Annotated in this window: 25 protein-coding genes and 1 pseudogene; 16 read left to right on the top strand and 10 right to left on the bottom strand. The window is 66.3% G+C overall.

Annotated elements, in window-relative coordinates:
* Window positions 1–49: 49 nt before the first annotated feature.
* From CV102_RS24460 to CV102_RS24490, 7 genes are read left to right on the top strand one after another with little or no spacing between them, the layout of a single operon-like run.
* Window positions 50–673, top strand: a complete 624-nt coding sequence (locus CV102_RS24460) for an HAD family hydrolase (protein WP_148860620.1) — start codon at window positions 50–52, stop codon at window positions 671–673.
* On the top strand, window positions 670–1,632 hold the full coding sequence (gene cbiB / locus CV102_RS24465; RefSeq protein WP_148860621.1) for an adenosylcobinamide-phosphate synthase CbiB: 963 nt from the start codon (window positions 670–672) through the stop codon (window positions 1,630–1,632). Before CV102_RS24460 ends, cbiB begins: the two co-directional genes overlap by 4 nt.
* On the top strand, window positions 1,629–2,387 hold the full coding sequence (gene cobS / locus CV102_RS24470) for an adenosylcobinamide-GDP ribazoletransferase (protein ID WP_148860622.1): 759 nt from the start codon (window positions 1,629–1,631) through the stop codon (window positions 2,385–2,387). Before cbiB ends, cobS begins: the two co-directional genes overlap by 4 nt.
* A complete protein-coding gene (locus tag CV102_RS24475) occupies window positions 2,387–2,947 on the top strand; it encodes an NTP transferase domain-containing protein (RefSeq protein WP_148860640.1) in 561 nt (186 codons plus the stop codon). Before cobS ends, CV102_RS24475 begins: the two co-directional genes overlap by 1 nt.
* Complete coding sequence (cobT, locus tag CV102_RS24480) at window positions 2,938–3,981, top strand: nicotinate mononucleotide-dependent phosphoribosyltransferase CobT (protein WP_148860623.1); 1,044 nt, start codon at window positions 2,938–2,940, stop codon at window positions 3,979–3,981. The genes CV102_RS24475 and cobT overlap by 10 nt, the downstream gene beginning before the upstream one ends.
* Window positions 3,971–4,999: a threonine-phosphate decarboxylase gene (locus CV102_RS24485; protein WP_148860624.1), complete on the top strand. Its 1,029-nt coding sequence runs from the start codon at window positions 3,971–3,973 to the stop codon at window positions 4,997–4,999. Before cobT ends, CV102_RS24485 begins: the two co-directional genes overlap by 11 nt.
* Complete coding sequence (locus CV102_RS24490; protein WP_148860625.1) at window positions 4,996–5,775, top strand: adenosylcobinamide amidohydrolase; 780 nt, start codon at window positions 4,996–4,998, stop codon at window positions 5,773–5,775. Before CV102_RS24485 ends, CV102_RS24490 begins: the two co-directional genes overlap by 4 nt.
* 17 nt (window positions 5,776–5,792) lie before the next feature.
* Here CV102_RS24490 and CV102_RS24495 read toward each other — a convergent pair whose 3' ends face one another.
* Window positions 5,793–7,898, bottom strand: a complete 2,106-nt coding sequence (locus CV102_RS24495; RefSeq protein ID WP_148860626.1) for a cation:proton antiporter — start codon at window positions 7,896–7,898, stop codon at window positions 5,793–5,795.
* Between the two features lie 136 nt (window positions 7,899–8,034).
* Here CV102_RS24495 and CV102_RS24500 point away from each other — a divergent pair, with 136 nt between their 5' ends.
* Window positions 8,035–8,448, top strand: a complete 414-nt coding sequence (locus CV102_RS24500) for a hypothetical protein (RefSeq protein WP_148860627.1) — start codon at window positions 8,035–8,037, stop codon at window positions 8,446–8,448.
* A 133-nt stretch (window positions 8,449–8,581) separates the two neighbouring features.
* Window positions 8,582–8,791 carry a hypothetical protein gene (locus CV102_RS24505; protein WP_148860628.1) on the top strand — a complete coding sequence of 70 codons (210 nt, stop codon included), beginning with the start codon at window positions 8,582–8,584 and terminating at the stop codon, window positions 8,789–8,791.
* 48 nt (window positions 8,792–8,839) lie between these two features.
* On the opposite strand, the gene dhaM is transcribed toward CV102_RS24505, so the two are convergent.
* The 5 genes from dhaM to CV102_RS24530 all read right to left on the bottom strand — a co-directional run bounded on the left by dhaM (window position 8,840) and on the right by CV102_RS24530 (window position 13,098).
* The gene (dhaM, locus tag CV102_RS24510) at window positions 8,840–9,223 is read right to left on the bottom strand and encodes a dihydroxyacetone kinase phosphoryl donor subunit DhaM (RefSeq protein ID WP_148860629.1); all 384 of its coding nucleotides are present in this window, start codon (window positions 9,221–9,223) and stop codon (window positions 8,840–8,842) included.
* Entirely contained in the window at window positions 9,223–9,966 is a 744-nt protein-coding gene (gene dhaL, locus CV102_RS24515) for a dihydroxyacetone kinase subunit DhaL (RefSeq protein ID WP_148860641.1), read from the bottom strand. Before dhaL ends, dhaM begins: the two co-directional genes overlap by 1 nt.
* Before the next feature lie 18 nt (window positions 9,967–9,984).
* Window positions 9,985–10,986 carry a dihydroxyacetone kinase subunit DhaK gene (dhaK, locus tag CV102_RS24520; protein ID WP_148860630.1) on the bottom strand — a complete coding sequence of 334 codons (1,002 nt, stop codon included), beginning with the start codon at window positions 10,984–10,986 and terminating at the stop codon, window positions 9,985–9,987.
* 143 nt (window positions 10,987–11,129) lie between these two features.
* On the bottom strand, window positions 11,130–12,218 hold the full coding sequence (locus tag CV102_RS24525; RefSeq protein WP_148860642.1) for a hypothetical protein: 1,089 nt from the start codon (window positions 12,216–12,218) through the stop codon (window positions 11,130–11,132).
* A 349-nt stretch (window positions 12,219–12,567) separates the two neighbouring features.
* Window positions 12,568–13,098 carry an NTPase gene (locus CV102_RS24530; RefSeq protein WP_148860631.1) on the bottom strand — a complete coding sequence of 177 codons (531 nt, stop codon included), beginning with the start codon at window positions 13,096–13,098 and terminating at the stop codon, window positions 12,568–12,570.
* A 304-nt stretch (window positions 13,099–13,402) separates the two neighbouring features.
* On the opposite strand from CV102_RS24530, the gene CV102_RS24535 reads away from it, so the two are divergent.
* Complete coding sequence (locus CV102_RS24535; protein ID WP_148860643.1) at window positions 13,403–14,377, top strand: amidohydrolase family protein; 975 nt, start codon at window positions 13,403–13,405, stop codon at window positions 14,375–14,377.
* A 108-nt stretch (window positions 14,378–14,485) separates the two neighbouring features.
* Window positions 14,486–14,734: an amphi-Trp domain-containing protein gene (locus CV102_RS24540; protein ID WP_148860632.1), complete on the top strand. Its 249-nt coding sequence runs from the start codon at window positions 14,486–14,488 to the stop codon at window positions 14,732–14,734.
* Window positions 14,735–14,996: 262 nt separating this feature from the next.
* Here CV102_RS24540 and CV102_RS24545 read toward each other — a convergent pair whose 3' ends face one another.
* Window positions 14,997–15,353 carry a nuclear transport factor 2 family protein gene (locus CV102_RS24545; RefSeq protein ID WP_148860633.1) on the bottom strand — a complete coding sequence of 119 codons (357 nt, stop codon included), beginning with the start codon at window positions 15,351–15,353 and terminating at the stop codon, window positions 14,997–14,999.
* A 187-nt stretch (window positions 15,354–15,540) separates the two neighbouring features.
* Here CV102_RS24545 and hisH point away from each other — a divergent pair, with 187 nt between their 5' ends.
* Window positions 15,541–16,260, top strand: a complete 720-nt coding sequence (gene hisH, locus CV102_RS24550; protein WP_148860634.1) for an imidazole glycerol phosphate synthase subunit HisH — start codon at window positions 15,541–15,543, stop codon at window positions 16,258–16,260.
* 59 nt (window positions 16,261–16,319) lie between these two features.
* On the top strand, window positions 16,320–17,153 hold the full coding sequence (locus CV102_RS24555; protein ID WP_148860635.1) for a hypothetical protein: 834 nt from the start codon (window positions 16,320–16,322) through the stop codon (window positions 17,151–17,153).
* 167 nt (window positions 17,154–17,320) lie between these two features.
* Here the strand turns inward: CV102_RS24555 and CV102_RS24560 are convergent, their stop codons facing one another.
* Together CV102_RS24560 and CV102_RS24570 are read right to left on the bottom strand one after the other, a co-directional pair.
* Window positions 17,321–17,677, bottom strand: coding sequence for a hypothetical protein (locus CV102_RS24560; protein WP_148860636.1), 357 nt, complete (start codon window positions 17,675–17,677; stop codon window positions 17,321–17,323).
* A gap of 192 nt (window positions 17,678–17,869) precedes the next feature.
* On the bottom strand, window positions 17,870–18,400 hold the full coding sequence (locus CV102_RS24570; protein ID WP_233710814.1) for an S-layer protein: 531 nt from the start codon (window positions 18,398–18,400) through the stop codon (window positions 17,870–17,872).
* A 200-nt stretch (window positions 18,401–18,600) separates the two neighbouring features.
* Between CV102_RS24570 and CV102_RS24575 the strand changes: the two genes are divergently transcribed.
* From CV102_RS24575 to CV102_RS24585, 3 genes are all read left to right on the top strand, one after another.
* Window positions 18,601–19,716, top strand: coding sequence for a tRNA (guanine(26)-N(2))-dimethyltransferase (locus CV102_RS24575; RefSeq protein ID WP_148860637.1), 1,116 nt, complete (start codon window positions 18,601–18,603; stop codon window positions 19,714–19,716).
* A gap of 81 nt (window positions 19,717–19,797) precedes the next feature.
* Complete coding sequence (locus tag CV102_RS24580; protein ID WP_148860638.1) at window positions 19,798–21,105, top strand: YihY/virulence factor BrkB family protein; 1,308 nt, start codon at window positions 19,798–19,800, stop codon at window positions 21,103–21,105.
* A gap of 73 nt (window positions 21,106–21,178) precedes the next feature.
* Window positions 21,179–22,087: a phosphatase PAP2 family protein gene (locus CV102_RS24585; RefSeq protein ID WP_148860639.1), complete on the top strand. Its 909-nt coding sequence runs from the start codon at window positions 21,179–21,181 to the stop codon at window positions 22,085–22,087.
* A 62-nt stretch (window positions 22,088–22,149) separates the two neighbouring features.
* Here CV102_RS24585 and CV102_RS24590 read toward each other — a convergent pair.
* Window positions 22,150–22,704, bottom strand: a pseudogene (locus CV102_RS24590) (glutamine synthetase); the annotation flags it as partial.

A 22,704-nucleotide genomic window follows, 5' to 3' on the forward strand; every position in this document is an offset into this window, starting at 1 on the left:
TCTTGCGCCGACCGCGAGAGTAAAGTCAACTTGTGCTAGTCACACTACCGTGGCAGTCTCGTTCGACCTCTTCGGTACGCTCGTCGACGCCGACCAACCCGCGGATCCCGCGGCAGCCGTCGCCGACGAACTCGAGGCCCGCGGCGTCGACGTTCCGCCGGACTGGAACGAGTTGTACGCCAGTCCGCAGATCGACGCGCCGGACGGTGCGGAGGTTCCGCTCCCCGCCCACGTCGACTGTGCGCTCGCGAGCCGTGGCATCGACTACGAAAACAACGCCGTCAGACGGGCGGTCGTCGCAGCGTTCGATCCCGACGTCGAGACCAGGGCCGGCGCGCTCGAGGCCGTCGCGGCCGCCCGAGAGCGCGGCCCGGTCGCGATCTGCTCGAACTGCAGCGTCCCGGAACTCGTCGCGCGGACGCTCATCCGGTCCGATCTCGAGCGCGACGAGTTCGACGCGATCGTAACGAGCGTCGCCTGTGGCTGGCGCAAGCCCGCCCCCGAAATCTTCGAACTGACTGCCGACGAACTCGGCGTCTCCCCCGACCGACTCGTCCACGTCGGCGACGACCCTCGAACGGACGGCGGGTGCGAAGCCGTCGGCGGAACGGCGATTTTGCTCGAAGACGTCCCGCTGCGGGAGCTACCCGCACGAATAGAAACACGCGTATGACACTGACGACGGCTGCGCTGGTCGGGTTCGCCCTCGGCCTCGACCGCCTGGTCGGAGAGCCCCCGAACGCGGCGCATCCGGTCGCGTGGCTCGGCCGACTCGTCGGTGCGCTCGACCGGAAGTGGAGCGACGACGACGGCCGCCAGCGACTGGTCGGCTACGCGATCGCGCTCGTCGTCCCGCTCGTTCCCGCCGCCGTCGCCGGCACCGCCGTTCTCGTCGCGGCCGCTACCCACCCAGTCGCCGCCGCGCTCGTCGCCGGCCTCGTCCTCTTCCTGACGAGCAGTCTGCGAATGCTGCTCGAGTTGACTCGAGAGGTGGTCGCGGCGACCGAATCCGACCTCGAGACGGCCCGCGAGCGGGTTCGGGGGCTCGTCGGACGAGAGACGGAATCGCTCACCCCCGAGGAACTCCGCAGCGCAGCCCTCGAGAGCGCCGCCGAGAACCTCGCCGACGGGTTCGTCGCAACCCTGCTGCCGTTCGCACTGCTCGCGCCGATCTCGCTGCCCGCCGCTGCGGCGGCCGCCGCGTGGGTGAAGGGCGTCAACACGCTCGACTCGATGCTCGGCTATCCCTCGAAGCCGATCGGGACCGCGAGCGCGCGCCTCGACGATCTCGTGATGTGGATCCCAGCCAGAGTGAGCGCCGCCGCGATCGCGATCGCCGCGGCCGATCCGTCGGCGCTCCGCTGCGCCCGGCAGTGGGCCGACTCCCCGCCGTCACCGAACTCGGGCTGGCCGATGGCGACCCTGGCCTGCGCGCTCTCGGTTCGATTCCGGAAACCGGGCGTTTACGACCTGAACCCCGAGGCCGAACTGCCAGCACTCGAGGACGGCGAGCGAGCGATCGCGCTCGTCGGACGGGCGGCGATCGTCACGGCTGTGATCGCGATCGTACTTGGGGTCGCACTCGCGTCGCTCCTGGGAACGCAGCCGACGCTGGCGGTGATCGCGCGATGACGCCCTGGCTCGCCGCCTGCCGGGGCGCTGTCGGGTTCCTGACGCGCCTCCCGGCGAGTCACCGCGACGGCGACTGGGAGGCCTTCAGGGAGACGCCGACCGCGTTTCCGCTCGTCGGCTATCTCGTGGGCGCGCTCGCGGCGATACCGCTGCTCGCAGCGGACACCCTCCCGTCACCAACCGTGGCGTTCGGCTACCTGCTCGCGGTGTACGCGGTAACCGGGATCCACCACCTCGACGGCGTCGCGGACCTGGGCGACGCGCTGGTCGTCCACGGCGACGACGAGCGCCGACGCGAGGTTCTCAAGGATACGACGACCGGTGTCGGCGCGCTGCTTTCCGTCTCGCTCGTCGTCGCCGGACTCGCCCTCGCGGGGTTCGGTCTCGCCGGTCTCTCGATCCTCGAGGCGGTCGCAATCGCGGTCGCGGCGGAGGTCGGGACGAAGCTCGGAATGGCCGCGCTGGCCTGTTTCGGGACTGCGAGCCATCCGGGGATGGGCGAGCAGTTCACGACTGCGACGACGCCGGCGTCGTTCGTCGCGCCCGCAGCGGTCGCCGTTCCCGCGGCGGTTCTCACCTGGCCGCATCCGACCGCCGCGGTCGCCCTCTGTGGCGCGCTCGCCGGCGTCGCGCTCCCCTGGCTGTGGGCGAACCGCCACCTCGGCGGCATCAACGGCGATATCTTCGGCGCCGCCAACGAAATCGGTCGCGTCGCCGGGCTCCACCTGGGGGTGATCGCGTGGACGCTGTCGTGATGTGCGGCGGAAAGGGTACCCGCCTCGAGAGCCCCCGCGAGAAGCCGCTCCACCCGATCGGCGGCGCGGCGATGGTCGATCGCGTGCTGGCAGGACTCGAGGCGAGCGCCGTCGAAACCGTCTTCGCAGCCGTCTCGTCTAACGCGCCGGAGACGAGCGAGCATCTCGAGCGAGCCGACGCCGTTCGAACGATCGAAACTGCCGGCGAGGGCTACGTGACCGACCTGATGACGGTCCTCGAGCATCCAGCGATCGAGCCGCCGGTGCTCACCGTTGCGGCGGACCTGGCGCTGCTCGAGGGTTCGGTCGTCGACCGGTCCCTCGCGAGACACGGCGAACGTACAGCCTCGCTGACGGTCTCCGTCCCCGTCGCGCTGAAACGACGACTCGGCGTCAGCGTCGACACCCGACTCGAGTCCGCCCCCCACCTCGCGCCGACCGGGGTCAACGTCGTCGGCAGTTCGGAGGAATCCATGACCCACGTGAGCTACGACCCGCGACTGGCGGTGAACGTGAATCGTCTCGAAGACGCTCGAATCGCGGAGGAACGATGCGGGTAGTGCTCGCCGCCGGGACGACCGAGACGGCGCTGATCGACGGCATCAGCGCTGCCGGCGCCGCCCCGGAGCTGATGGCGCACACGCCATCGGCCGACGTCGAGATCCTCGCCTACGGCGCGCCGACGGCCGCGCCGGTCACGCCGGTGAGTCCGACCGGCTGTCCGACGCCCGCGGCCGTGACCCGCGCCGTCCGGGAGGTCGTCGGGTTCGAGGTGGCGGTCGTCGACGCGGGGCTCAGCGAGCCGACGGGCGCTCCGACGGTCGACCTCGGCGTCGAGCCCGGTACGGATATCCGGGAGCCCGAGGCCGTCCCCCAAGCGAGCTCGTTCTACCCACGCGCGAGAGAATACGGTCGGACCCTTCCCGACGACACGCTCGTGATCGGTGAGACGGTCCCTGGCGGGACGACGACCGCACTCGGCGTGCTGACTGCGCTCGACGAACCCGGTGGCGTCTCCTCCTCGCTGCCCACGAATCCGCTCGAGCGGAAGCGCCGGGTCGTCGAGACGGGACTGGCCGAGAGCGACCTCGAGCCGGGCGACTGCGAGGGCGATCCGCTCGAGGCGATCCGGGCCGTCGGCGACCCCGTTCAGCCGACGGTCGCCGGCATCGCGGCCGGCGCGCTCGAGACCGGCACCGACGTGACGCTGGCCGGCGGCACCCAGATGGTCGCGATCGCCGCCGTTCTCCGTCACGCCGGGATCGACGCGCCGGTGACGATCGCGACGACCTCGTTCGTCGCGGACGAGCAGGGAGACGCCCTCCCTGCGGCCTGCGACCGACTCGACTGCGAGTTGCGCGTGACCGACCCCGGCTTCGACGAGCGCGACCACGTCGCGATGGCGCGCTACTGCGCCGGCGAGGCGAAGGAGGGCGTCGCGATGGGCGGCGCGCTCTCGCTCGTCCCCGACGGCCGTATGAGTGCGGTCAGGGACCGACTCGAGGTCGTCTGTGCGCGTCTCGGGATCGAACCCGAAACCGGCGAGCAAGAGGGCGCCGCGACCGAACCGACGGAGGGAACGCATGGACCCTGATGCGATTCGAACCGGGACGCGGGTCCCCCACGGCGGCGAACCCGACCGCGAGATCCTCGATTTCTCGGCGAACACGAACCCCGAAACGCCCGACGGGGTGAAAGCGATCTATCGGGACGCGTTCGAGGCGTCTCGTCGCTACCCGGACGACGACTATCCCGACTACCGGGCCGCCGCGGCCGACTTCGTCGGCTGCGATTCCGAGAACGTGATTCCGACGCCCGGCGGGCTCGCGGCGATTCGGCTGGCGATGGAGTGCTCGCTCGAGCCGGGTGACGAGGCGCTCGTCCCCTACCCGAGCTTCGGCGAGTACGCTCGAGAGGTCCGGCTGCAGGGAGCGACGCCCGTGTTTACGCGCGTCGACGACCTGCTCGAGCACCGTCACGACGTCCTCGAGACCGTCGCGCTGGCGGTCGTCTGCACCCCGAACAACCCGACAGGTGAGGCGGCCGACCCCGACGCGCTGGCGTCGTTCGTGGCTCGCTGTGGAGACGCGGGGACGACGCTGCTGGTCGACGAGGCGTTTCTGGGCTTCACCGACTTGCCGTCCGCGGTCGGGTTGGACCGCGAGCACGTCGTCGTCGCCCGGTCGCTCACCAAGCTGTTCGGCCTCCCGGGGCTCCGGGCCGGCTTCGCCGTCGCGACGGGCGAGCGGCGTGACGGGCTCGAGACCGCCAGACGAGCCTGGTCGCTCGGGACACCGGCGGCACGGGTCGGTGCCTACTGTTTACGCCAGGACGCGTTCGTCCGGGAGACTCGCGAGCGCGTCGCCAGCGAGCGCGAGCGGATGCGAACTGTGCTGTCCGACCGGTTCGACGTGACGCCGTCGGACGCGCCGTACCTGCTGTGCGATGTCGGCGACCGCGACGTTGCTAACGTACTCGAGGGGGCCCGCGAACACGGCGTCGCCGTCCGTGATGCCACGACCTTCCGCGGCCTCGACTCGCACGTCCGGGTCGCCGTCAAGGACCGCGCGACGAACGATCGACTGCTCGAAGCGCTCGGGTGTGACCCATGACCGACGCCACCCCCGAGCGCGCCGTAAACGCCCGCTGCCGCGAGGGCGTGCTCCGGCTCTCCCGTCCCGACGCCGAGTGGCTTTCGACCGGCTGGAACGGCGGTCGCCGGGAGGCCGACTGTGCGTACAACGTCTCGGTACCGGAAGGCTGGGAGCGAACCGATCTCGAGCAGTACGTCGGAGAGCGACTCGAGCGGGCCGGATTCGCGGACCGCGGCCCGGTCCTGCTCACCGGCGTCGACGTCGCGGACGCACGCGGCGCCCGCTGCGGGCCGGTGACCGTCTACGCGACCGCGGGCGTCTCGAATCCGGCGGCCCTGCCGATGGATCCCGCGGGCGGCTCGCTCCCGGAGACGGTCGCGTCGGAATCGGACGCGTCGGCGACGGAGCCGCCGACGGGAACCGTCAACCTCCTCGTGTACACCAGCCGAGGGCTCGCAGACGGCGCCCTCCCCAACCTGCTCACGGTCGCCGCCGAGGCGAAGGCGGCGACGCTGCTCGCGGAGACCGGCTTCCCCGGGACCACCACGGACGCGGTCGTCGTCGGACACGATCCGGCGGGTCCGCCCGCGGCGTTCTCGGGGAGCGGAACCGCGGTCGGCGCGGCGACTCGAGCCTGCGTCCGCGACGCCGTCCGGGCCTCTCTGCGTGCACACTACGACGGCAACGACGACGAAATCCCCGATTCGGTCGAGGGTGCAACGTACGGCGTTTCGACCGACGTCCGGTCCGAGCCGATTCGACCGCGACTCGAGACGGATTCCGGTCGGGAGTGACCGAGCGGTGGCGAGCGCTACGACAGCCGGAGGAACTGTCGGTCGTCGGCTCGTTCTTCGGTCGCGGGGTACATGATGACGAAGTTCCCGTCGGTGAGCGTCGAGATGCTCTTCGGCAGCGTCTGCAGTTCGGGGTGCCAGCCGACGTCGTTCCGGCGGGAACTCATACAGACGACGAGATCACCCGATCGCACGTCGTCGCGAAGCGTCGCGAGCAGTCCGTCCCAGCCGGATATCTCCTCGAACTCGCCGGGCGCTTCCGGCTCGACGAGCGAGAACAGGCGTTCGAACTGCTCCGGGTTGCCGTCGACGGCGAGCCCGTGGACCGGCGCTCCGGTATCCTCCGAGACGAGTTTGACGGTGTGCAGCGCTTCGTAGAACCCGTCGTTGTGGTCGATTCCCGGCGGCAACACGAGGACGATTCGTTCCGTCGTGTTGAGCGGCTCGCGAACCCGTCCGACGAGCGTCAGCTGGGTGGTTCGACTCAGGACCTGGTCGATGATGTGCCCGAAGACGTTCTGGACCCGCGAACGAGCGCCGTCCCAGCCGATAACGAGCGTCGTGATCCGGTTTTCGGCCGTCGAGTTGACGATGCCGGACGCGGTGTTGTGATTGATTCGCGTGTGAGTTTCGATCGGGACCTCCGCGCCCGACGCGTACTCCTCGACGCCCCCGAGGACGTCCTCGGCCTCGGCAACCTGCGCTTCGGTTCGGGTGTTTCGATCCGGGCGGACGACCGAGACCGTGTGAATGGGCTCTTCGTCGCGTTCGTTGCGGATGGTGAACGCGAGATTCAGGAGCGATTCCATGTACTTCGAGTCCCTCGAGACCGGAACGAGGATTCGCTGAGGCGTGTCGCTCGGATCGTACTCCTCGTGTTCGCGTGCGCGAACGAGGGCGCTACCGGCTCGTTCGACGAGTGTGGGACTGACGAGACTCACCACGAGGATCATCAGGACGACCCCGTTGATCATGTTCTGATCGAACCCGGGGACACCAGCGTCGAAGCCGATCTGGACGATCGCCAGTGCCGCTGCCGCTTGTCCGACCGAGAGACCGAACATCCCGAGAACCTCGCTCCGGTCGTAGCCGTACACCTGGCCGGTGGCCCACGAGGCGATGTACTTCGTTATCACGACCATGATGAGCAGCGAGAGGGCGATAACGAGCGTGTCGAGCCCCTCGGTAAGCACCCAGATATCGACGAGCATTCCGACCGAAAGCAGAAAGAAGGGGATGAACAGCGCGTTGCCGACGAACTCGATTCGGTTCATGAGCGGCCCCGTCTCCGGAATGAGGCGATTGAGCGCGAGCCCGGCGAGGAACGCACCGATGATGTGCTCGACACCGACGAGTTCTGCGAGGAACGCACAGATGAACAGCACGGCCATGACGAACAGGAACTCGAAGTAGCTCTCCTCGGTGTGGCTCCGGAAGAACCACCGCCCGAGTCGTGGCACGGCCAGCCACACGCCGACGAAAAAGACCGTCAAGCCGATCGTGAGCTGTATCCAGAACGCGGCGTCGAGCGCCCCGCCGGCGGCTGCGACGACGACCGCGAGCACGAGCAGGGCGAGCGTGTCCGTGATAATCGTCCCGCCGATGGTCGCAGTCATGGCCTCGTTCTTCGCGATTCCCAGCCGGTTGACGACCGGATATGCGAGCAGCGTGTGCGAGGAGAAGATGGCCGCGAACAGCGACGCCGCCGCGAACGTCAGATCCAGCACGTAGATGCCGACTACGGTCCCGACCGCTTGCGGGATCAGGAACGAGAACAGCCCGAAGACGATGCTTCGATCCTTGTACTCGATGAACTGGTTGAGGTTGATCTCGAGGCCCGCGATGAACATCAGATAGATCAGCCCGACCTCGCCGAGCAACTGGATCGTATCGTCCCGCTCGAGCAGATTCGCTCCGTTGGGACCGATCGCCGCGCCGACCAGGATGATTCCGATGATCCCTGGCAGGCGGTACCGCTTGAGCACGAGCGGCGCGACGAGGAAGATCACCATCGCGAGCCCGAAGATGAGAACGGGATCGTCGAACGGGGGCGTCAGAGACGAGGCCGCTGCCGGCGTTGCGACCGAGCCGTCTGCCGACGCGTCGAGCGACCGAGTCTGCATTAGTGATTCGCCCTTCACCACCTCGAACTATCAATGGTGATCCCGGCAGTGACCGCCTACCGGTCGCTCTTGCCGCCCGAAGAGACGACTGGTCGACACGCCGAGGTTAAATCCGCTCGCGGCGTACACCCGTTCGATGGTCGACGAGGACCCGCCAACGATCCGCTCGGTCGCCGTCTCACCGGACGACGCCGTCGACGCCTTCGTCTACAGCCAGGAGAATCCTGGCGAGGCCGTGCTCCGCGTGACGCCGCCGTTCCACGGCCGAATGCGGGCCAGAATCCACGTCTACCGCGTCGACGACACGCACCTGACCGGTGCGGTTCACCTCTCGCCCGACGACGTTATCGAGGACGACGTGGTCGAAGCGTACCCCCGCCTCGGGGACGAACTCGAGGACGCTCCGCCGGACGAAACCGAACGAACCCGAAAGCGACACGCCGAGGCGGTCGAGGCGTGGCAGGAACGAGCGCGGGAGGCGATCGTCGAGACAGTGTCGATAGAAACCGCCGACGGCGCGCGCCGCGTCGAAGTCAAACAGATCGGATAACGATACTAGTTACTATTCCGAGAGTTCTTCGAGTCCCGATGTTCGATTTCGCCACGAATCGGCGCACAAGACCATACTTTCACTTTCACTCCGGACGGATCGGTTTGACGTACTATCAGCCAAAGTGGTAGGTATGACGCTCATCGTGGATCGGATGGAGGATCGAAACGAGCGAGAGGAATCGACGGAGACGGGACCGACCGCTACGTCGGAACGACGGCGAATCGACGTGACGGATCTGCACGCGGACGGAATCTCGGAGTTCGTCGACGCGAACGTCGACACCGACGCCGTTTCGCTCGAGCACCGCGGCGCCCGGACCTACCTCGTGCTCGAGAGTTGAGGCGAACGTCCGACGCGCCAAACGCGTCGTCTCGGTCGCGCCAGCGTGCTACACCTTCGAGACGTCGGCCGCGTCTTCCGCGGCCTCGCGAACCGACTCGACGGTCGCGCTCGGTGACGTCGCCGCCACGGCCGCATTGAGCGCCCCCTCGAGGATCGGTGCGTCGGCGATAGCCACCTCGTCGACGGCAGCCTCCTCGATCGCGAGTTCGGCGTTCATTACGGCACTACCGAGATCGACGAGGACGACGACGCCCCCCTCGCTCCCGATGGCTTCGATCGCTTCGCGGATCGGACCCGGCGTCGTCCCGATCCGGCCGTCTTCCGTGCCGCCGACGGCCTCGATGCGGGCGTCTCCGCCCATTTCCTGGGCAATTTCTCGGATTCCATCTGCAGCCTGCCGACTGTGTGAGACGACGACGATGCCGACCATCAGGCACCCTCCTCGTTCTCTTCGTCGACGGCGGCCTCCTCGACAGCAGGCTCTTCGAGTTCCTCCGGATCGACCTCTGTCTCAGCGTCCACCTCGACCTCGCCGTCCAGATACTCCGTCGCGACCGCGAGCAGTTCCTCGAGCAGGTAGAGCGTACTGGTCGCGCCGGGGTCCTGATGACCGACGGATCGCCAGCCGAGGTACGACGCTCGGCCCTTCTTGGCGCGTATCGGCGTCGTAAACGCGACGCCGCGCTCGGCAGCGTCGACGGCCTTCCCGAGCGCCTCGAGGGGGTCGTGGTCGTCGACTTCGACCGCCTTCTTGTAGGTGTGGACCGCCGGCGTGATCGCGTCGACCATCGTCTTGTCGCCGACGGAGGCCTTCCCTCGCTCCTCTACGGTCTCGAGGTAGCGCTCGGCGAACGCAACTGTCGTCTCGGCGGTGATCCCGTCCTCGAGTTCCTGGCTGGCTTTCATTAACGACCCGCCGTAGAGCGGTCCGGCGGCGCCGCCGACCTCCGAGACGAGCGCCACGCCCGCGGTCTTGACGAGCTCCGCGGGGTCGCCGTCCGTCTCCTCGAGTCGTTCCAGGGCGGCCTGGAACCCGCGGTTCATGTTTGCACCGTGGTCGGCGTCGCCGATCGCGGAGTCCAGATCCGTCAGGTGTTCTTTTTCTTCCGCGAGGCGATCCGCCATCGCCTCGACCGCTTCGTGAATCGCTTCGGACTGCGTCTCTCGATCCATCCTGTCGTCACCCATCGATTACTCCGTCACGGTCAGTCCAGGCGTTTCGGCCGGGGCGGCGAGCAGGTCCTTCAGTTCGTCGTCGAGTTCGAGGACCGTGATCGAACAGCCCATCATGTCGAGCGAGGTCATGTAGTCGCCGACCCAGGCGTCCCACGTGTCGAGTCCGCGGTCGTCGAGCAACTCCTGAAGCCGACGGTTGACCACGTAGAGTTCCATCAGCGGCGTCCCGCCCATCCCGTTGACGATGGTGGCGACCTCCGAACCCGACTCGAGGTCGAGGTCCTCGAGCACGGCCTCGGTGAGGTGCTCCGTGATCTCGTCGGCGGACATGATCTCCGTGCGCTCGGTCCCCGGCTCGCCGTGAATGCCGATCCCGAGTTCGATCTCGTCCTCGCCGAGATCGAACGTCGGCTCGCCCTTGTCGGGCGTTACACACGACGTGAGTGCCATTCCCATCGTCCCGACGCGCTCGTTGGTCTTTTCGGCGACGCGTTTGATCTCCGCTATGTCGCCGCCGCTGGCGGCCATCGCTCCGGCGACCTTGTGGACGAAGATCGTTCCGCAGACGCCGCGGCGACCCGACGTGTACAGCGAGTCCTCGACGGCGACGTCGTCGTCGACGACGACGTACTCGACGTCCGTGTCGGCCTCCATCTCCGCCATCTCGACGGCCGTCTCGAAGTTCATCACGTCGCCCTCGTAGTTCTTGACGACGCAGAACACCCCGTCACCGCCGTCACACGCCTGAATCATCTCGCTCAACTGGTCGGCCGTCGGCGAGGTGAACACCTCGCCCGCGGCCGCGCCGTCGAGCATTCCGTCGCCGATGTACCCTGCGTGTGTCGGCTCGTGTCCGCTTCCGCCCCCGGAGACGAGACCGACCTTGCCTTCGACGGGAGCGTCGTCGCGGACGACGACCTCGGTTCCTTCGAGTCGTCGCAGTTCCGGATGGGCAGCGACCATTCCCTCGAGCATCTCGTCGACGACTGCTTCCGGTTCGTTGATGAGTTTCTTCATACTCCTCACGAGGATTGTGGGCACATAGCACGATAACGCTTGCTCGTAACCACGTCGAGCGAAAAGCGGGCGACGAGGCGAGGGAAACGCCGAAGATCCTCGAGCGTCGCCCGAAGCGGATCGAAACGGAGCCGACGATCGGGTTAGACCGGGAGCGGGACCCAGCCCGACGTCGGGAAGACGCCGACGAGGGCGAGGATGGCGATGACGAACGTCGTCGCGACGATGCTGGTCGCGGGCGGGTCCCAGTGCGTATCGCCGTGCATGTAGAAGATCCGCTGGGACAGTTCGCCGAACAGGGAACCGAGGATGCCGAAGATCGCGCCGAGAACGATCGCCTCGGCCAGCAGGAGTTCCGCCTGAGCGGTGCTCGGGGTGGCGTCGGCCAGCGTGAGTCCGGCGTATGCCATCGGCGCCGTCGCAGCCGGCAGCGTGATGTGGTGGGTGACGGGAACCGGCACCTGGAAGATGGCGAAGTCGTCGGTGATGCCGAGGTTGAGGAAGATCAGGCTGGCGGCGCTGATCCCGAACGCCAGGTACGGACTGCCGGTCGCCCAGAACGTGAGCCCGCCGAGGACGCCGAACGCGAAGCCGACGATGGTGACGCCGGACCACTGGTAGTACCACGGCAGCCAGGGTTCGACGTCGAGGCGAGGATCGGGTTCGCCGGCTTCGCCGGTAGTCACGTGCTCGTCCTCTCGCTCGAACGGCGAGACGTCGAGGATGCCATCGGCGCGAACGTCACCGATCGTGTCGTACCCGAGGGCGATTCGGTGTGCGAGTGCCGAGATCACGACGCCCATTGCGATCGGATCCCACGGCAGGCCGAGGCCGTCGGAGACGAAGAACACCAGGAAGCCGAGGACGCCGAACGCGCCGCCGACGAGCAACACGTCGTCGTGCTTGCCGGCAAACGCGATCAGGATGTTCTTCCCGTCGTGGTACCCCCAGTTACCGCCGAAGCCGGGCTCCATGTACCCTTGCTTCGCGGCGTACGCGGTCGCGGCGGCACCTGCCGCGAAGGCGATGTGCGGGCCGAAGAACGCACCGAAGGCGATCTCGGCGGTGACGGCTCCCGCGGGATCGCCGAGCCCGAACCCTTCGTCGAGGGTAACCATCCCGGCGATCCTGGCCATCTCACCCGCGACCACCATGAACCCGGTGAACACGAACGCGGGGAGCGCGCCGAGCGCCGCGCCGAGGACGCCGCCGGCGAACGCGGCGACGAGCATCGCGAGCAACAGTTCGATAGGCCAGCCGAGCACCTGGAGAACGACGATTCCCACCGCTGGGTCCTCAACTGGCACGGGTGATCACCTCCGGTTTCGGCCCTCTCACCGCTGGTACAGTAGCCGCCCGTTTCGGATCCGATCGGCGTGTCCTGTTCACACCGACCGTCGTCCGTCTCACCGCTCGACTGACAGTCTTGATCGAAGCGTCGTCCATCATGGTAACCACTTGCGTTCTCTCGGGCATCGGCCCGAGAGCAACGTCACGAGACACCATTACAAACAGTCAGTAATAATTTCCCCACGGATCGGAGAAAGTCCCAATCAAGTGAAATATCTGCTGAGGGCTGAGTCACTTCGATCGAATCCACTCGAGTAGGTCCGCCGGAAGCGCGTCCCGCGTCTCCGGAGTCACCTCGACGGTCGTGACGTCGTCGCGCGATCGCACCGTCTCGAGAAACGGATCCGAATCGCGGACGGCGATCGCCGCGAGGACCGGCGTCCGCGACTCGAGTGCGCGCTGTGTGGCCGTGACGAACCGGTCGCTCTCGAGTTGCATCGGTGCGATTTCGTCGATCACGACGCAGTCGCAGTCGTCGGCGGCTGTCGACAGCGCTCGTCGGGAGAGCCGATCGATCGTCTCGACGTCGACGCCGTACTTGCCGACCGCGGGGTCGTCGAAATCGACGTGTGCCATCACCGCCCGCTCGTCGGCTGCGAGGTCGACGATCTCGAACCCGACTCGCTCGCCGTCCTCGCGGATTTCGGGACAGGAGAGACCGCCTACCGTGTACCCGTCTTCGCGAAGCGAATCGATGGTGCGTTCGAGCGCGGTCGTCTTCCCGCTACGCGGCGGACCGGTAACGAGGGCGTTTCGCGGCATCGGTCGTCTCGTCAGTACCGCGAGCGGCGACGTAGTGGTACCGGCTCGAGGGCACCGGCCCGATTCCGACGTTCTCCCTCCGTGACCGGTTCGCGCAACGACCGGTCCCCCGGAGCGTTTTTACGGCGCTCGTCGGACAGACCCTATGACTCCTGTTCGAGACGAAACCGACGACGATGGAGATCCGCGGACTGATTCGGGAGCGACCGCGATGTCGGCCGCTACGCAGCGGGACGACGTTCCCTCGCGGGGTGCTTCGGGCTCGACGAGCGACGGTGGGGGAGCGCGTCCCGAACGGGGGACGATGCGGCGGCGCGTCCTCGAGCGAACCGCCGGTATCGTCGCCGCCGGCGCGATCGGAGCGACGGGATCGGTCGGTGCGGCGGCGGACGAACCGGATGCCCGAACGGTCGATCGCATCTCCGTCTCGCAGGACGTCGACGAGTTGCCGCTGGTCGACGCCCACGTCCACCTGATCCCCGAAGAAACGCTCGACAGGGAGCCGCTGAACGCGGACCAACTGGTTGCGTGGATGGACGAGAACGGGATCGACCGCGCCGTCGTCCTGGCGCTCGACTCCCCCGAGAGCTACCCCGTGATGGCCTCGAGTCCGTGGATCCTCGACCAGGTCGAGACCTACCCCGACCGGCTGATTCCGTTCTGTACGATCGATCCGCGAACGCTCGTTTACGGGATCGATACCGCCGAGGACCTGCTCGAACGCTACGTCGACCGCGGTGCCCGCGGCTTCGGCGAACTGAAAGCCGGCCTTCCGATCGACGACTCGCAACTCGAGACGATCTACGAACTGTGCGCCGAGTACGAGCTCCCGATCCTCTTTCATACCGACGAGAAGGCGATGATGGACGAGGTCGGCCTCCCGCGGCTCGAGGACGTGCTCGCCTCGTTTCCGGAGGTCGACTTCCTCGCGCACGCTCACGCCTGGTGGTCCCACATCGGTGACGACGTCAGCGAGGCCGACCTCGGTGACTACCCGGAGGGCGAGATCGACGAACCCGGCCGCGTCCCGGAACTGCTCGGCGAGTACGACAACATCTACGGCGACCTCTCCGCACGGTCGGGCTGGAACGCGCTCTCCCGCGACGAGGCGTTCGCCCAGGAGTTTCTCGAGAGCCACGCCGACCAGCTGGTGTTCGGCACCGACTATCTCTATCCCGGACAGGAGATCCCGCAGTTCGACCTGTTCGACCGATTCGACCTCGAGGAATCGGCATGGGCGGATATTCGGTATCGGAATCTCGAGGACGTGCTGCGGTGAGAGCGGATCCGGAGATTTCGTTCACCAGTTACTCGTGACGTCGATACCCCTGCCTGCCGTTTCGCCGCCAATCTATTTACGTTCAATCGGTGACGCGACTAGTGTCCTATGAGCGAGAAAACTGACCACGAAGAGAGCGTCTCGCGCGACGAAGCAGCCGACCTGTTGCAGGAACTCGCCCGCGAGGTCCGTGGCGAAGGGCCAGCCGACATCCACGTCGGAAACAAGATGTTGGCGCTGAATCCGTCGTCCGTTCTCGAGTACGGTGTCGAAGTCGAGGAGCGATCACCGATGATCGGCGGCGACCACGAGAAAATAACGGTGACGCTGAAGTGGGAAGTCGAGGACGAAGCGTAGATCGTACCGGTCTCGTCCGTCGTCGTTTTCGATCAACGTTATTTCGAGGGGAGGGTCGTCACGTCGTTCAGTCACCGCTTCGTTCGTCCACCCCTCCGCTCTGCTTGCAGGTCGTTCTCGCGCCTCGCTTGGCTCGCTCTCGCTCAGTACGCGCCACCGAAATACGGAAGAGACGGCGCGGAACGAGGTGTCGTCCTCCTGTGCGGAACAGGTGTTTTACCGATCTCTCCGGATAAAACAGGCGTGCTACTCACGACTACTGCTACACTTCGTCTCGGTCCGTGAACGTGTAGCGCCGTGCAATCGCACCGTCTTCGAACTCGTGAAAGTCGGCGAAGCCGAACGTGACGGTCTCCTCGCCCTGGCGACCCGAGAACGAACCGCGGACGGCGACCGTATCGCCGTCGACGACGACGTCGTGAACCTCGTGCGTGCCGTCGTCGAGCGGCCGCCCCTCGAGGTAGAACTCGCGGAGTTCCTCGCGACCGGTGATCGCACCCTGTCCCGGACGCTCGTACCGAACGTCCTCGGTGAACAGTTCGACGAGGTCGTCGTAGCGCTCGTCGTCGACCGTTTCGTAGTACTCTCGTACTACCGCTTCCGGTTCGTTGGTGGCCATACGATAGCTACGAGATGGAGCACGTAATTCCTGCGTTCGGGGCCGCCGGCGTCTGCTCGCGGCTTCTTCTCACGAGTCAGGGGACGCCGGCCCCGTCTCTCGAACGCTTCCGTTCCGCGACGCGCGACGCTGGCGCCGAACCTGCGGGAATGGCAATACACTTCTTTCCGCCGTCCCGAGAACGGGTATGAGCACCGCTACGTCCGACCAGCAGCAGTCGCTCGCCGACGTCGTCGTCGTCGACTACGGCCTGGGGAACCTGCGAAGCGTCACCCGCGGCCTGGAGCGGGCGGGCGCCGACGTCGAGATCACCGACGATCCGGAGGCCTTCGCCGAGGCCGACGGAGTCGTCCTTCCCGGCGTCGGCGCGTTCCGCGAGGGCGTCGAGAACGCCGATCCGCTTCGGGAGGACCTCCTCGAGGTCGCCGAGACCGGAACCCCCCTGTTCGGCATCTGTCTCGGCATGCAGATGCTGCTCACGACCAGCGAGGAGGGCGAGAACGAAGGCGAATCCGCAGTACAGGGACTCGATCTCGTTCCGGGAACGAACGTTCGATTCGTGGAGGGTCAGAAGGTTCCGCACATGGGGTGGAACGAACTGCACGTCGAGCGCGACCACCCGCTCGTAGAGGGGGTTGACAGCGTTGGATCGGAGATCCAACGAGCAGACGGATCCCCCAGTGGCGGATCCGTCGACGGGCAGTACGCCTACTTCGTCCACTCCTACTACGCCGTCCCCGACGACGAGGACGCGACGGTCGCGACGACCGACTACGAACTCGAGTTCCCCTCGATCGTCGCCAACGAGGCCGGCAACGTCTTCGGTACGCAGTTCCACCCCGAAAAGAGCGGCGAGACGGGACTGCAGATTCTGCGGAACTTCGTCGACATCTGTAGTCGGGACTGACGCGAGTCGCCGGCGACCCGTGAGATCATTTTAAGACCGTTCGCCGAACATCACCGGTTATGTACGGCATCCTCACCGACGATCGCGACCTCGCTCGAGCGGATATCGGTGATCACACGTACTTTTTCACCGAATACGTGGACGGCCGGAGCCAGGACCCACTCGAGGGCGCGGTCAGCTCCGTCGCCTGCTGGGGCGATACGGCGACGGTTCGCGACGAACCGGACCGGGCGGCCGTCGACGCCGACGGGACGCGCGCGACGCCCGCCGCGGAGGGCCACCACTGGGGAACGGTCTGTCCGACCGATTCCGACTACCGTGACGGACTACTCGAGCTGATCGAACGCGCTGGCACGGTCGGCGGCGTGCGACTCACCACGCTCGGTTTCCCGGGAGACTCGTTCTGTCACTGCGACCGCTGCGAGCGCCGGTTCGACGCGAGCGAGTTCGAGGACCGCGACGCGTGGCGGACCGAAGTCATCACCGAGTTCGTCGCCGAGGCGGCGACTCGAGTCGAGGGCGACCTGATCGCCACGCTCTATCCCGACCCGTATCCGGGAGCCCTCCGAGAGCGGGCCGGTCTCGACCCACACGCGCTCGCGACTCACGTCGACGGCTTCCTCGTCCCGCTGTGCGGTCCCGGCTACGAGACGATTTACTGGGTCGAGTCGCTCGCGAGAGGGTTCGCCCGCGAGCTCGAGGACCTCGACGCTTCGCTTGCGATCCAGCTTTCGGGGACCGAGATCGAACCCGACCGACTCGCCGGCGTCACCCGACGGGTCGAACCGTACGCGGACGAGATCGTCTACGGGACGTATCCGGGCGACGCCGAAACGGTCGAGGAGGCGATCCAGCAGCTTCGGGAGGAAGAGCCGGCGGTTGTGGTCGACTAGCGGGAGAGAGCAACACGTCTTCGCACTCGGAGAAGCGTGAACAGTCCGCGAGCGAAGCGAGCGGTTCTCCGACGGCTCGGCTTCCAGCCTCGCCGTCGGTCCTTTTTCATCGAAGTTTTTGCGCGAGTGGGTCGCCGAAGGCGACCCCGACGCGGAAAAAGTTCGGTTTACAGGAACTCGCGAACCTCGGAGTACCACATGTCGTGGTAGTCGACGTGGCCGACGCGGCGGGCGATCGCCACCGCGAGGACGTGCCAGCAGAGATCGGTGGGGTCCTCATCGTCGAGGTTGTACTCGCTATCCTTGCAGGTACAGCCGCCGTCCTCGACGATGTACTCGTCGTCGTAGCCGACGACGATCGTGAAATCCCGGTAGCTCTTCACCCGATTCTCGCTGACCGCCTCGATGGCGCGAACCCCGCGATCACCGTGCAGGTTCGAGATCTGCTCGACGACTTCCGGCGTCAGTTCGCCGGTTTCCTCGAGTCGGGCCTGCCAGCGTTCGACGGGATTCGCTTCCGACACGCGAGAAACTCGGTGTTGGACCGTAAAATCGGTTTGGTTGTTCCTCGAGTAGGTCGGCGTCGGATTACCGTCCCGGTCGGGATACTGTCCACCCTCGCAGTTCGGCCGTGCGAACAGTCAGTACTGGTTCGGTGGCTACCGAGAACCGAAACTGAAGAAGAGGAGGGGTGTCGACTCGTGCGGTTGTGTTCGTTATTCGTCGTCTTCGTCGTCTTCACCTTCTTCGTCTTCGCCGTCTTCATCGTCTTCGCCTTCCTCATCCTGGTCGTCGTCGGCTTCCTCCGCTTCCTCCTCTTCGTCGTCGAGTTCGGAGTCAGGCGTCGCGCCCTCGAGGACGAGCGTCAGCTCTTCGTCCTCCTCTTCTTCCAGCGTGACGGTCTCCTCGACGGTATCGAACTCGTCGTCGGTGCTTTCGACGGTCACCGTGTACTCGCCCTCGTAGATGAGGCTGACACCCGACAGTTCGCCGTCGTTGACGTCGGCGCCGTGGTTGGAAGTGAACTCCTCCTCCTCGTTTTCGATCGTGATGTCGAGACCGGTGGAGACGGCTTCTCCGTCCTCGTTCTCGAAGTAGATCGTGAGATCGCCGGGGTTGTCGAGATCGAAGCCGTCGTCATCGTCGTCGGACGACGTCTCGTCGTCCGAACATCCTGCGAGTCCGACGGTCGTCAGGGCGACGGCGGCTGTTCCAAACTGGCGGCGGGAAAGCAATTTTTGCGTCATATTTCTCCAGAGCCACCACCCACTGATAAACCTTTAAGATTTCTTACTTATTGTTCGTTGGTATCAGTTGTCGAGTGTCTATAAATACCGTGAGTGATGCTGGTTATCGCGGTTGGGAGTCACAACCATTTCCAGCTCCGGTCGAAACGATCGGGGAGAGAGATCACGTCGTTTTTCGATCTCCGCCGCCGAAGGAGCGTATGCGCGTCACCGAGGGCGGAATCGAACTCGAGGTCCCCGGCGAACAGACCGAGGGCGTCGAGGAGTCGGTGTTCTACAACCCGCGACAGGAGTTGAACCGTGACCTGACGATCGCGACGCTGCGGGCCTTCCGCGAGCGCGAACCGCGAGCGGAGTCGTACCTCGACGCGATGGCCGCCAGCGGCGTCCGCGGCGTCCGGGCCGCCGCCGACGACTGGGACGTCACCTGTTGTGACGTCGACGAGGAGGCCGTCGCCCTCGCCGAGGAGAACCTCGAGCGAAACGACTGCGAAGCGACCGTCGAACACCGCGACGTCAACGCCCTCATGCACGAGGAGGTGTTCGACGTGATCGATCTCGACCCGTACGGAACACCGATGCCGTTTGCCGACGCTGCCGTCTCGAACTGCCGCGATCTGCTCTGCGTGACCGCGACCGACACGGCACCGTTGTGCGGCGCTCATTTCAACAGCGGCGTCCGCTCCTACTCCGCCGTCCCGCAAAACACCGACTACCACGCCGAGATGGGTGTCAGAATCCTGCTCTCCGCACTGGCTCGCAGCGCCGCCCGCTTCGACGTCGGCGTCGAGCCGATTCTAACCCACGCGACCAGCCACTACGTCCGGACCTACCTCGAACTCGAGCACAAGCCGACCGCGGCCGACGCGGCGATCGACGAACTCGGCCACCTCTACCACTGCGAGGACTGCCTGCACCGGGAGGCGGATCCGGGGCTGATCGCCGATCCGCTCGAGACGTGTCCGAACTGCGGGGGAACGCGAATCCTCGCCGCAGGTCCGGTCTGGCTCGGTTCGATCCGCGACCGGGAGTTCGTCGCCGACGTTCGCGAGACGGTTCCCGACTCGTTCGGAACCGCCGAGAAGGCCCGAGAGCTCTGCGAGGTGCTCGAGGCCGAACTCGACCAGCCGACCCACTACGACCAGCACAAGCTCTGTCGAAACTGGGGGCTGCCAGCCAACGCGATGGACGACTTCCTCGCGGATCTGCGGGAGGCGGGCTACGAGGGCTCTCGAGCCCACTACGGCGGGACGACGTTCAAGACGGACGCCTCCGTCGCGGAGATTCGCGAGGCAACTGCAGACTCGCTCGACTGATCGGCTCACCGTCTCGTAGACTATCTACTGCCGGCCTATGCCACACAACGGTCTATCTGGCGGTATCTCGATGATCGACACGTGGTCGATCACAGACGAGGACTCGAGTTCACGACGCACATCGTACGGCTCGCTCGGACCGAACAGCTGACGCTCCTCGCGGCCGGCGTCGCCTTCTACGGGTTCATCTCGCTCGTTCCGCTGATGTTGCTCTCGCTGGCGATCGCGGCGTCGATCGGCGGCGAGCAACTCGCAGCACGGGTCACGGCCGCGGCCGACGACATTCTGACGCCGTCAGCGCAGCAACTCCTCGCCGAGACGCTCGTCGACGAGTCCGGCCGCCGGGGAGCGACGGTCGTCGGTGCACTGGGCCTCCTCTGGGGCTCGAGCCGGGTTCTCCGCGGTCTCGACCGCGCGTTCTCTTCGGTGTACGGAACCGCAGCGTCGAAGTCGCTGCTCGATACGCTCTGGGATGCAACGATCGCCGTCGTCGCGATCACGATCGGACTCGGACTGGTCGGCGTCCTCGATCTCGCGCTCGCGCTCGTTCCGTTCGACGGACTCGCGTTCGTCGGTCCGCTGTTCGTGCTGCTGGGACTGATCGTCGCGTTCTGGCCGCTCTACGTCATCTTTCCGGACGCCGACGTCGGACTCAGTGAGGCGTTTCCCGGGACGCTCGTCGCTGCCCTGGGGTGGTTCGTGCTCAGTCGAACCTTCTCGCTGTACGCCGGGATCGCCACCGAGTACGCGTTCTACGGCGCACTCGGGGCCGTCTTCCTCGTGCTCGTATGGCTGTACGCCGGTTCGATTATCCTCATCTTTGGTGCAATTCTCAACGCAACGCTCGCCAACCGTGAAGTGGATCGGCAGCTACAAAGTCCCCGCCCCCGACAGCTTTCCACAGAAGCGATGACTGACGACGCTACGGGTGCCGACGAGGGGACCGCGCAGGATCGCCCGGATTCGGGCGGCACGGAGCGAACGGGAACACGCTCGAGCGCCCGGACGCGGGACCGCTCGGACGATCCCGCTGCGCTCCGCGAGGAGATCGAACGGCTGCGCGACCGCGTCGACGAGTTCGAAGACGGGGTCGAGCGCCGCACGGTCAGGAAAGAATCCCTCGAGGGAGAACTCAAACAGTACGTTCGCCGGCGTGTTCGACGAAGCCACGCCCACGGCTGGGGACCGTACCTCGTCTTGCTGTACGGAACCGCGATGGCGATCGCGGCGTTTTACTTCCTGACCGGCGGGTGGGCGATCCTGGCGATGTTCGTCGTCTGGACGTCGACCCTCGGCGTCTACGTGCTGATGGTGCTGGTCGGCGCCGGAATCTCCCTGCTCGGAGTGCCCGGCCGACTCCGCGACCGCGTCAGTGAGTGGCGGTCCTGACGCCCTCCGACCGGCCTGAAACGAACGACTCGTTTTTCCACCGCCAGCTATAACGGCCAGTCACAGTGGCGTCATGTGGTTCGAATCAGCACACGTCGAAGCAACCAGGGACAGTTTCCCCGAGTGGATGGCGCTGTGGTTTGCGCTCCTCTCTCACCTCGGCAGTATCTGGTTCGTCGCGCCGGTAGTCGTCCTCGCCTACTGGTTCTGGGACCGCCACCGGTTCGCGCCGTGGCTCGGGATCGTCACGGGCGGCTACGCCGTCATGATCGGGCTCAAGGAACTGTTCCAGATCGCCCGTCCGGAGGTCGGGCCCGCTATCGAACCCGAGACGCTGCCGACCGTCGTCGCGTTCCTCTACGCCCCGGCCGTCGAGTTCGAGACGATGGCGTTTCCCAGCGGCCACGCCCTCGCCGCGACGATCGTCTGGACGATGCTCGCCCTCGAGTCGGACGTTGGAACCGGACGACAGCGGCTGATCGGCGCCGCAGCGATGGTCGTCCTCGTCGCATTTTCCCGGGTCGCCGTCGGCGTCCACTATCCGACCGACGTCGCAGTCGGCGCGCTGGTCGGCGTCGGCTATCTGGCGACCGCCCTGTGGCTTCGAGATCGTGTTGCGAAGACGGGACGTTTCACGCCGACCGTCGCCCTGTTCGCGAGTGCGGCGGCCCTCTCGGTGCTCGCGATGTGGGGGAGCGGTAAACCCGACGCCACCGCACTCCTCGGCGGCAGTCTCGGTGCGGCCCTCGCGTGGCGATACGCGAGACCGGCACGCGAACCGTGGTCGCTCGGCTTCCGCGGGTTCGGTCGTGCGTTGTTCGGTCTCGCGTTGCTCGCGACCGTTGCACTCGTCCTCCTCGTCGTCGAGACGACCGTCGTCTGGTTCGCCGTCGGACTCGCGGGCGGCCTCGTCGTCGTCGGTCTTCCGCAGTTTCTCTCCGCGCTGTCGACGGCCGCGACGCGGGCCGATGCGACGAGCTAACGACTCGTTCGAACAGGCCACAAAAAAGATCCAGATCGGTGGCGTCGTACTGACGGCGGCGGTTAGAACGTCTCGAGGTAGCGGTCGAGTTCCCACTGGGAGACGTCGATGAGGTACTCCTCGAACTCCTCGCGTTTGGCTTCGACGAACTTCTCGCCGATGTGCTCGCCGAGTGCGTCGTAGACGACGTCGTCCTCCTCGAGGGCGTCGACTGCTTCGCCGAGGTTCGACGGCAGCGTCTCGATGCCGTACTCTTCGCGTTTCTTTTCGTCGAACTCGTAGATGTTCTCGCGGACCGGGTCCGGACACTCGAGGTTGTTCTCGATTCCCTCGAGACCAGCATGAATCATCACGGCGAGTGCGAGGTACGGGTTACAGGAGGGGTCCGGCGAGCGCAGTTCGACGCGCGACGCCGCGGGGACGCGAGCGGCGGGTTTGCGGATCAGCGCCGAACGGTTGCGGTCGGACCAGGCGACGTAGACGGGGGCCTCGTAGCCGGGAACCAGGCGCTTGTAGCTGTTGACGGTGGGGTTCGCGACCGCCGTGATCGCCGGCGCGTGCTCGAGGATGCCGGCGGTGAAGGCGTGTGCCTCCTCAGAGAGGTCGAACTCGTCGTC

The sequence above is a fragment of the Natronococcus pandeyae genome, assembly GCF_008122205.1.
Taxonomy (GTDB): domain Archaea; phylum Halobacteriota; class Halobacteria; order Halobacteriales; family Natrialbaceae; genus Natronococcus; species Natronococcus pandeyae.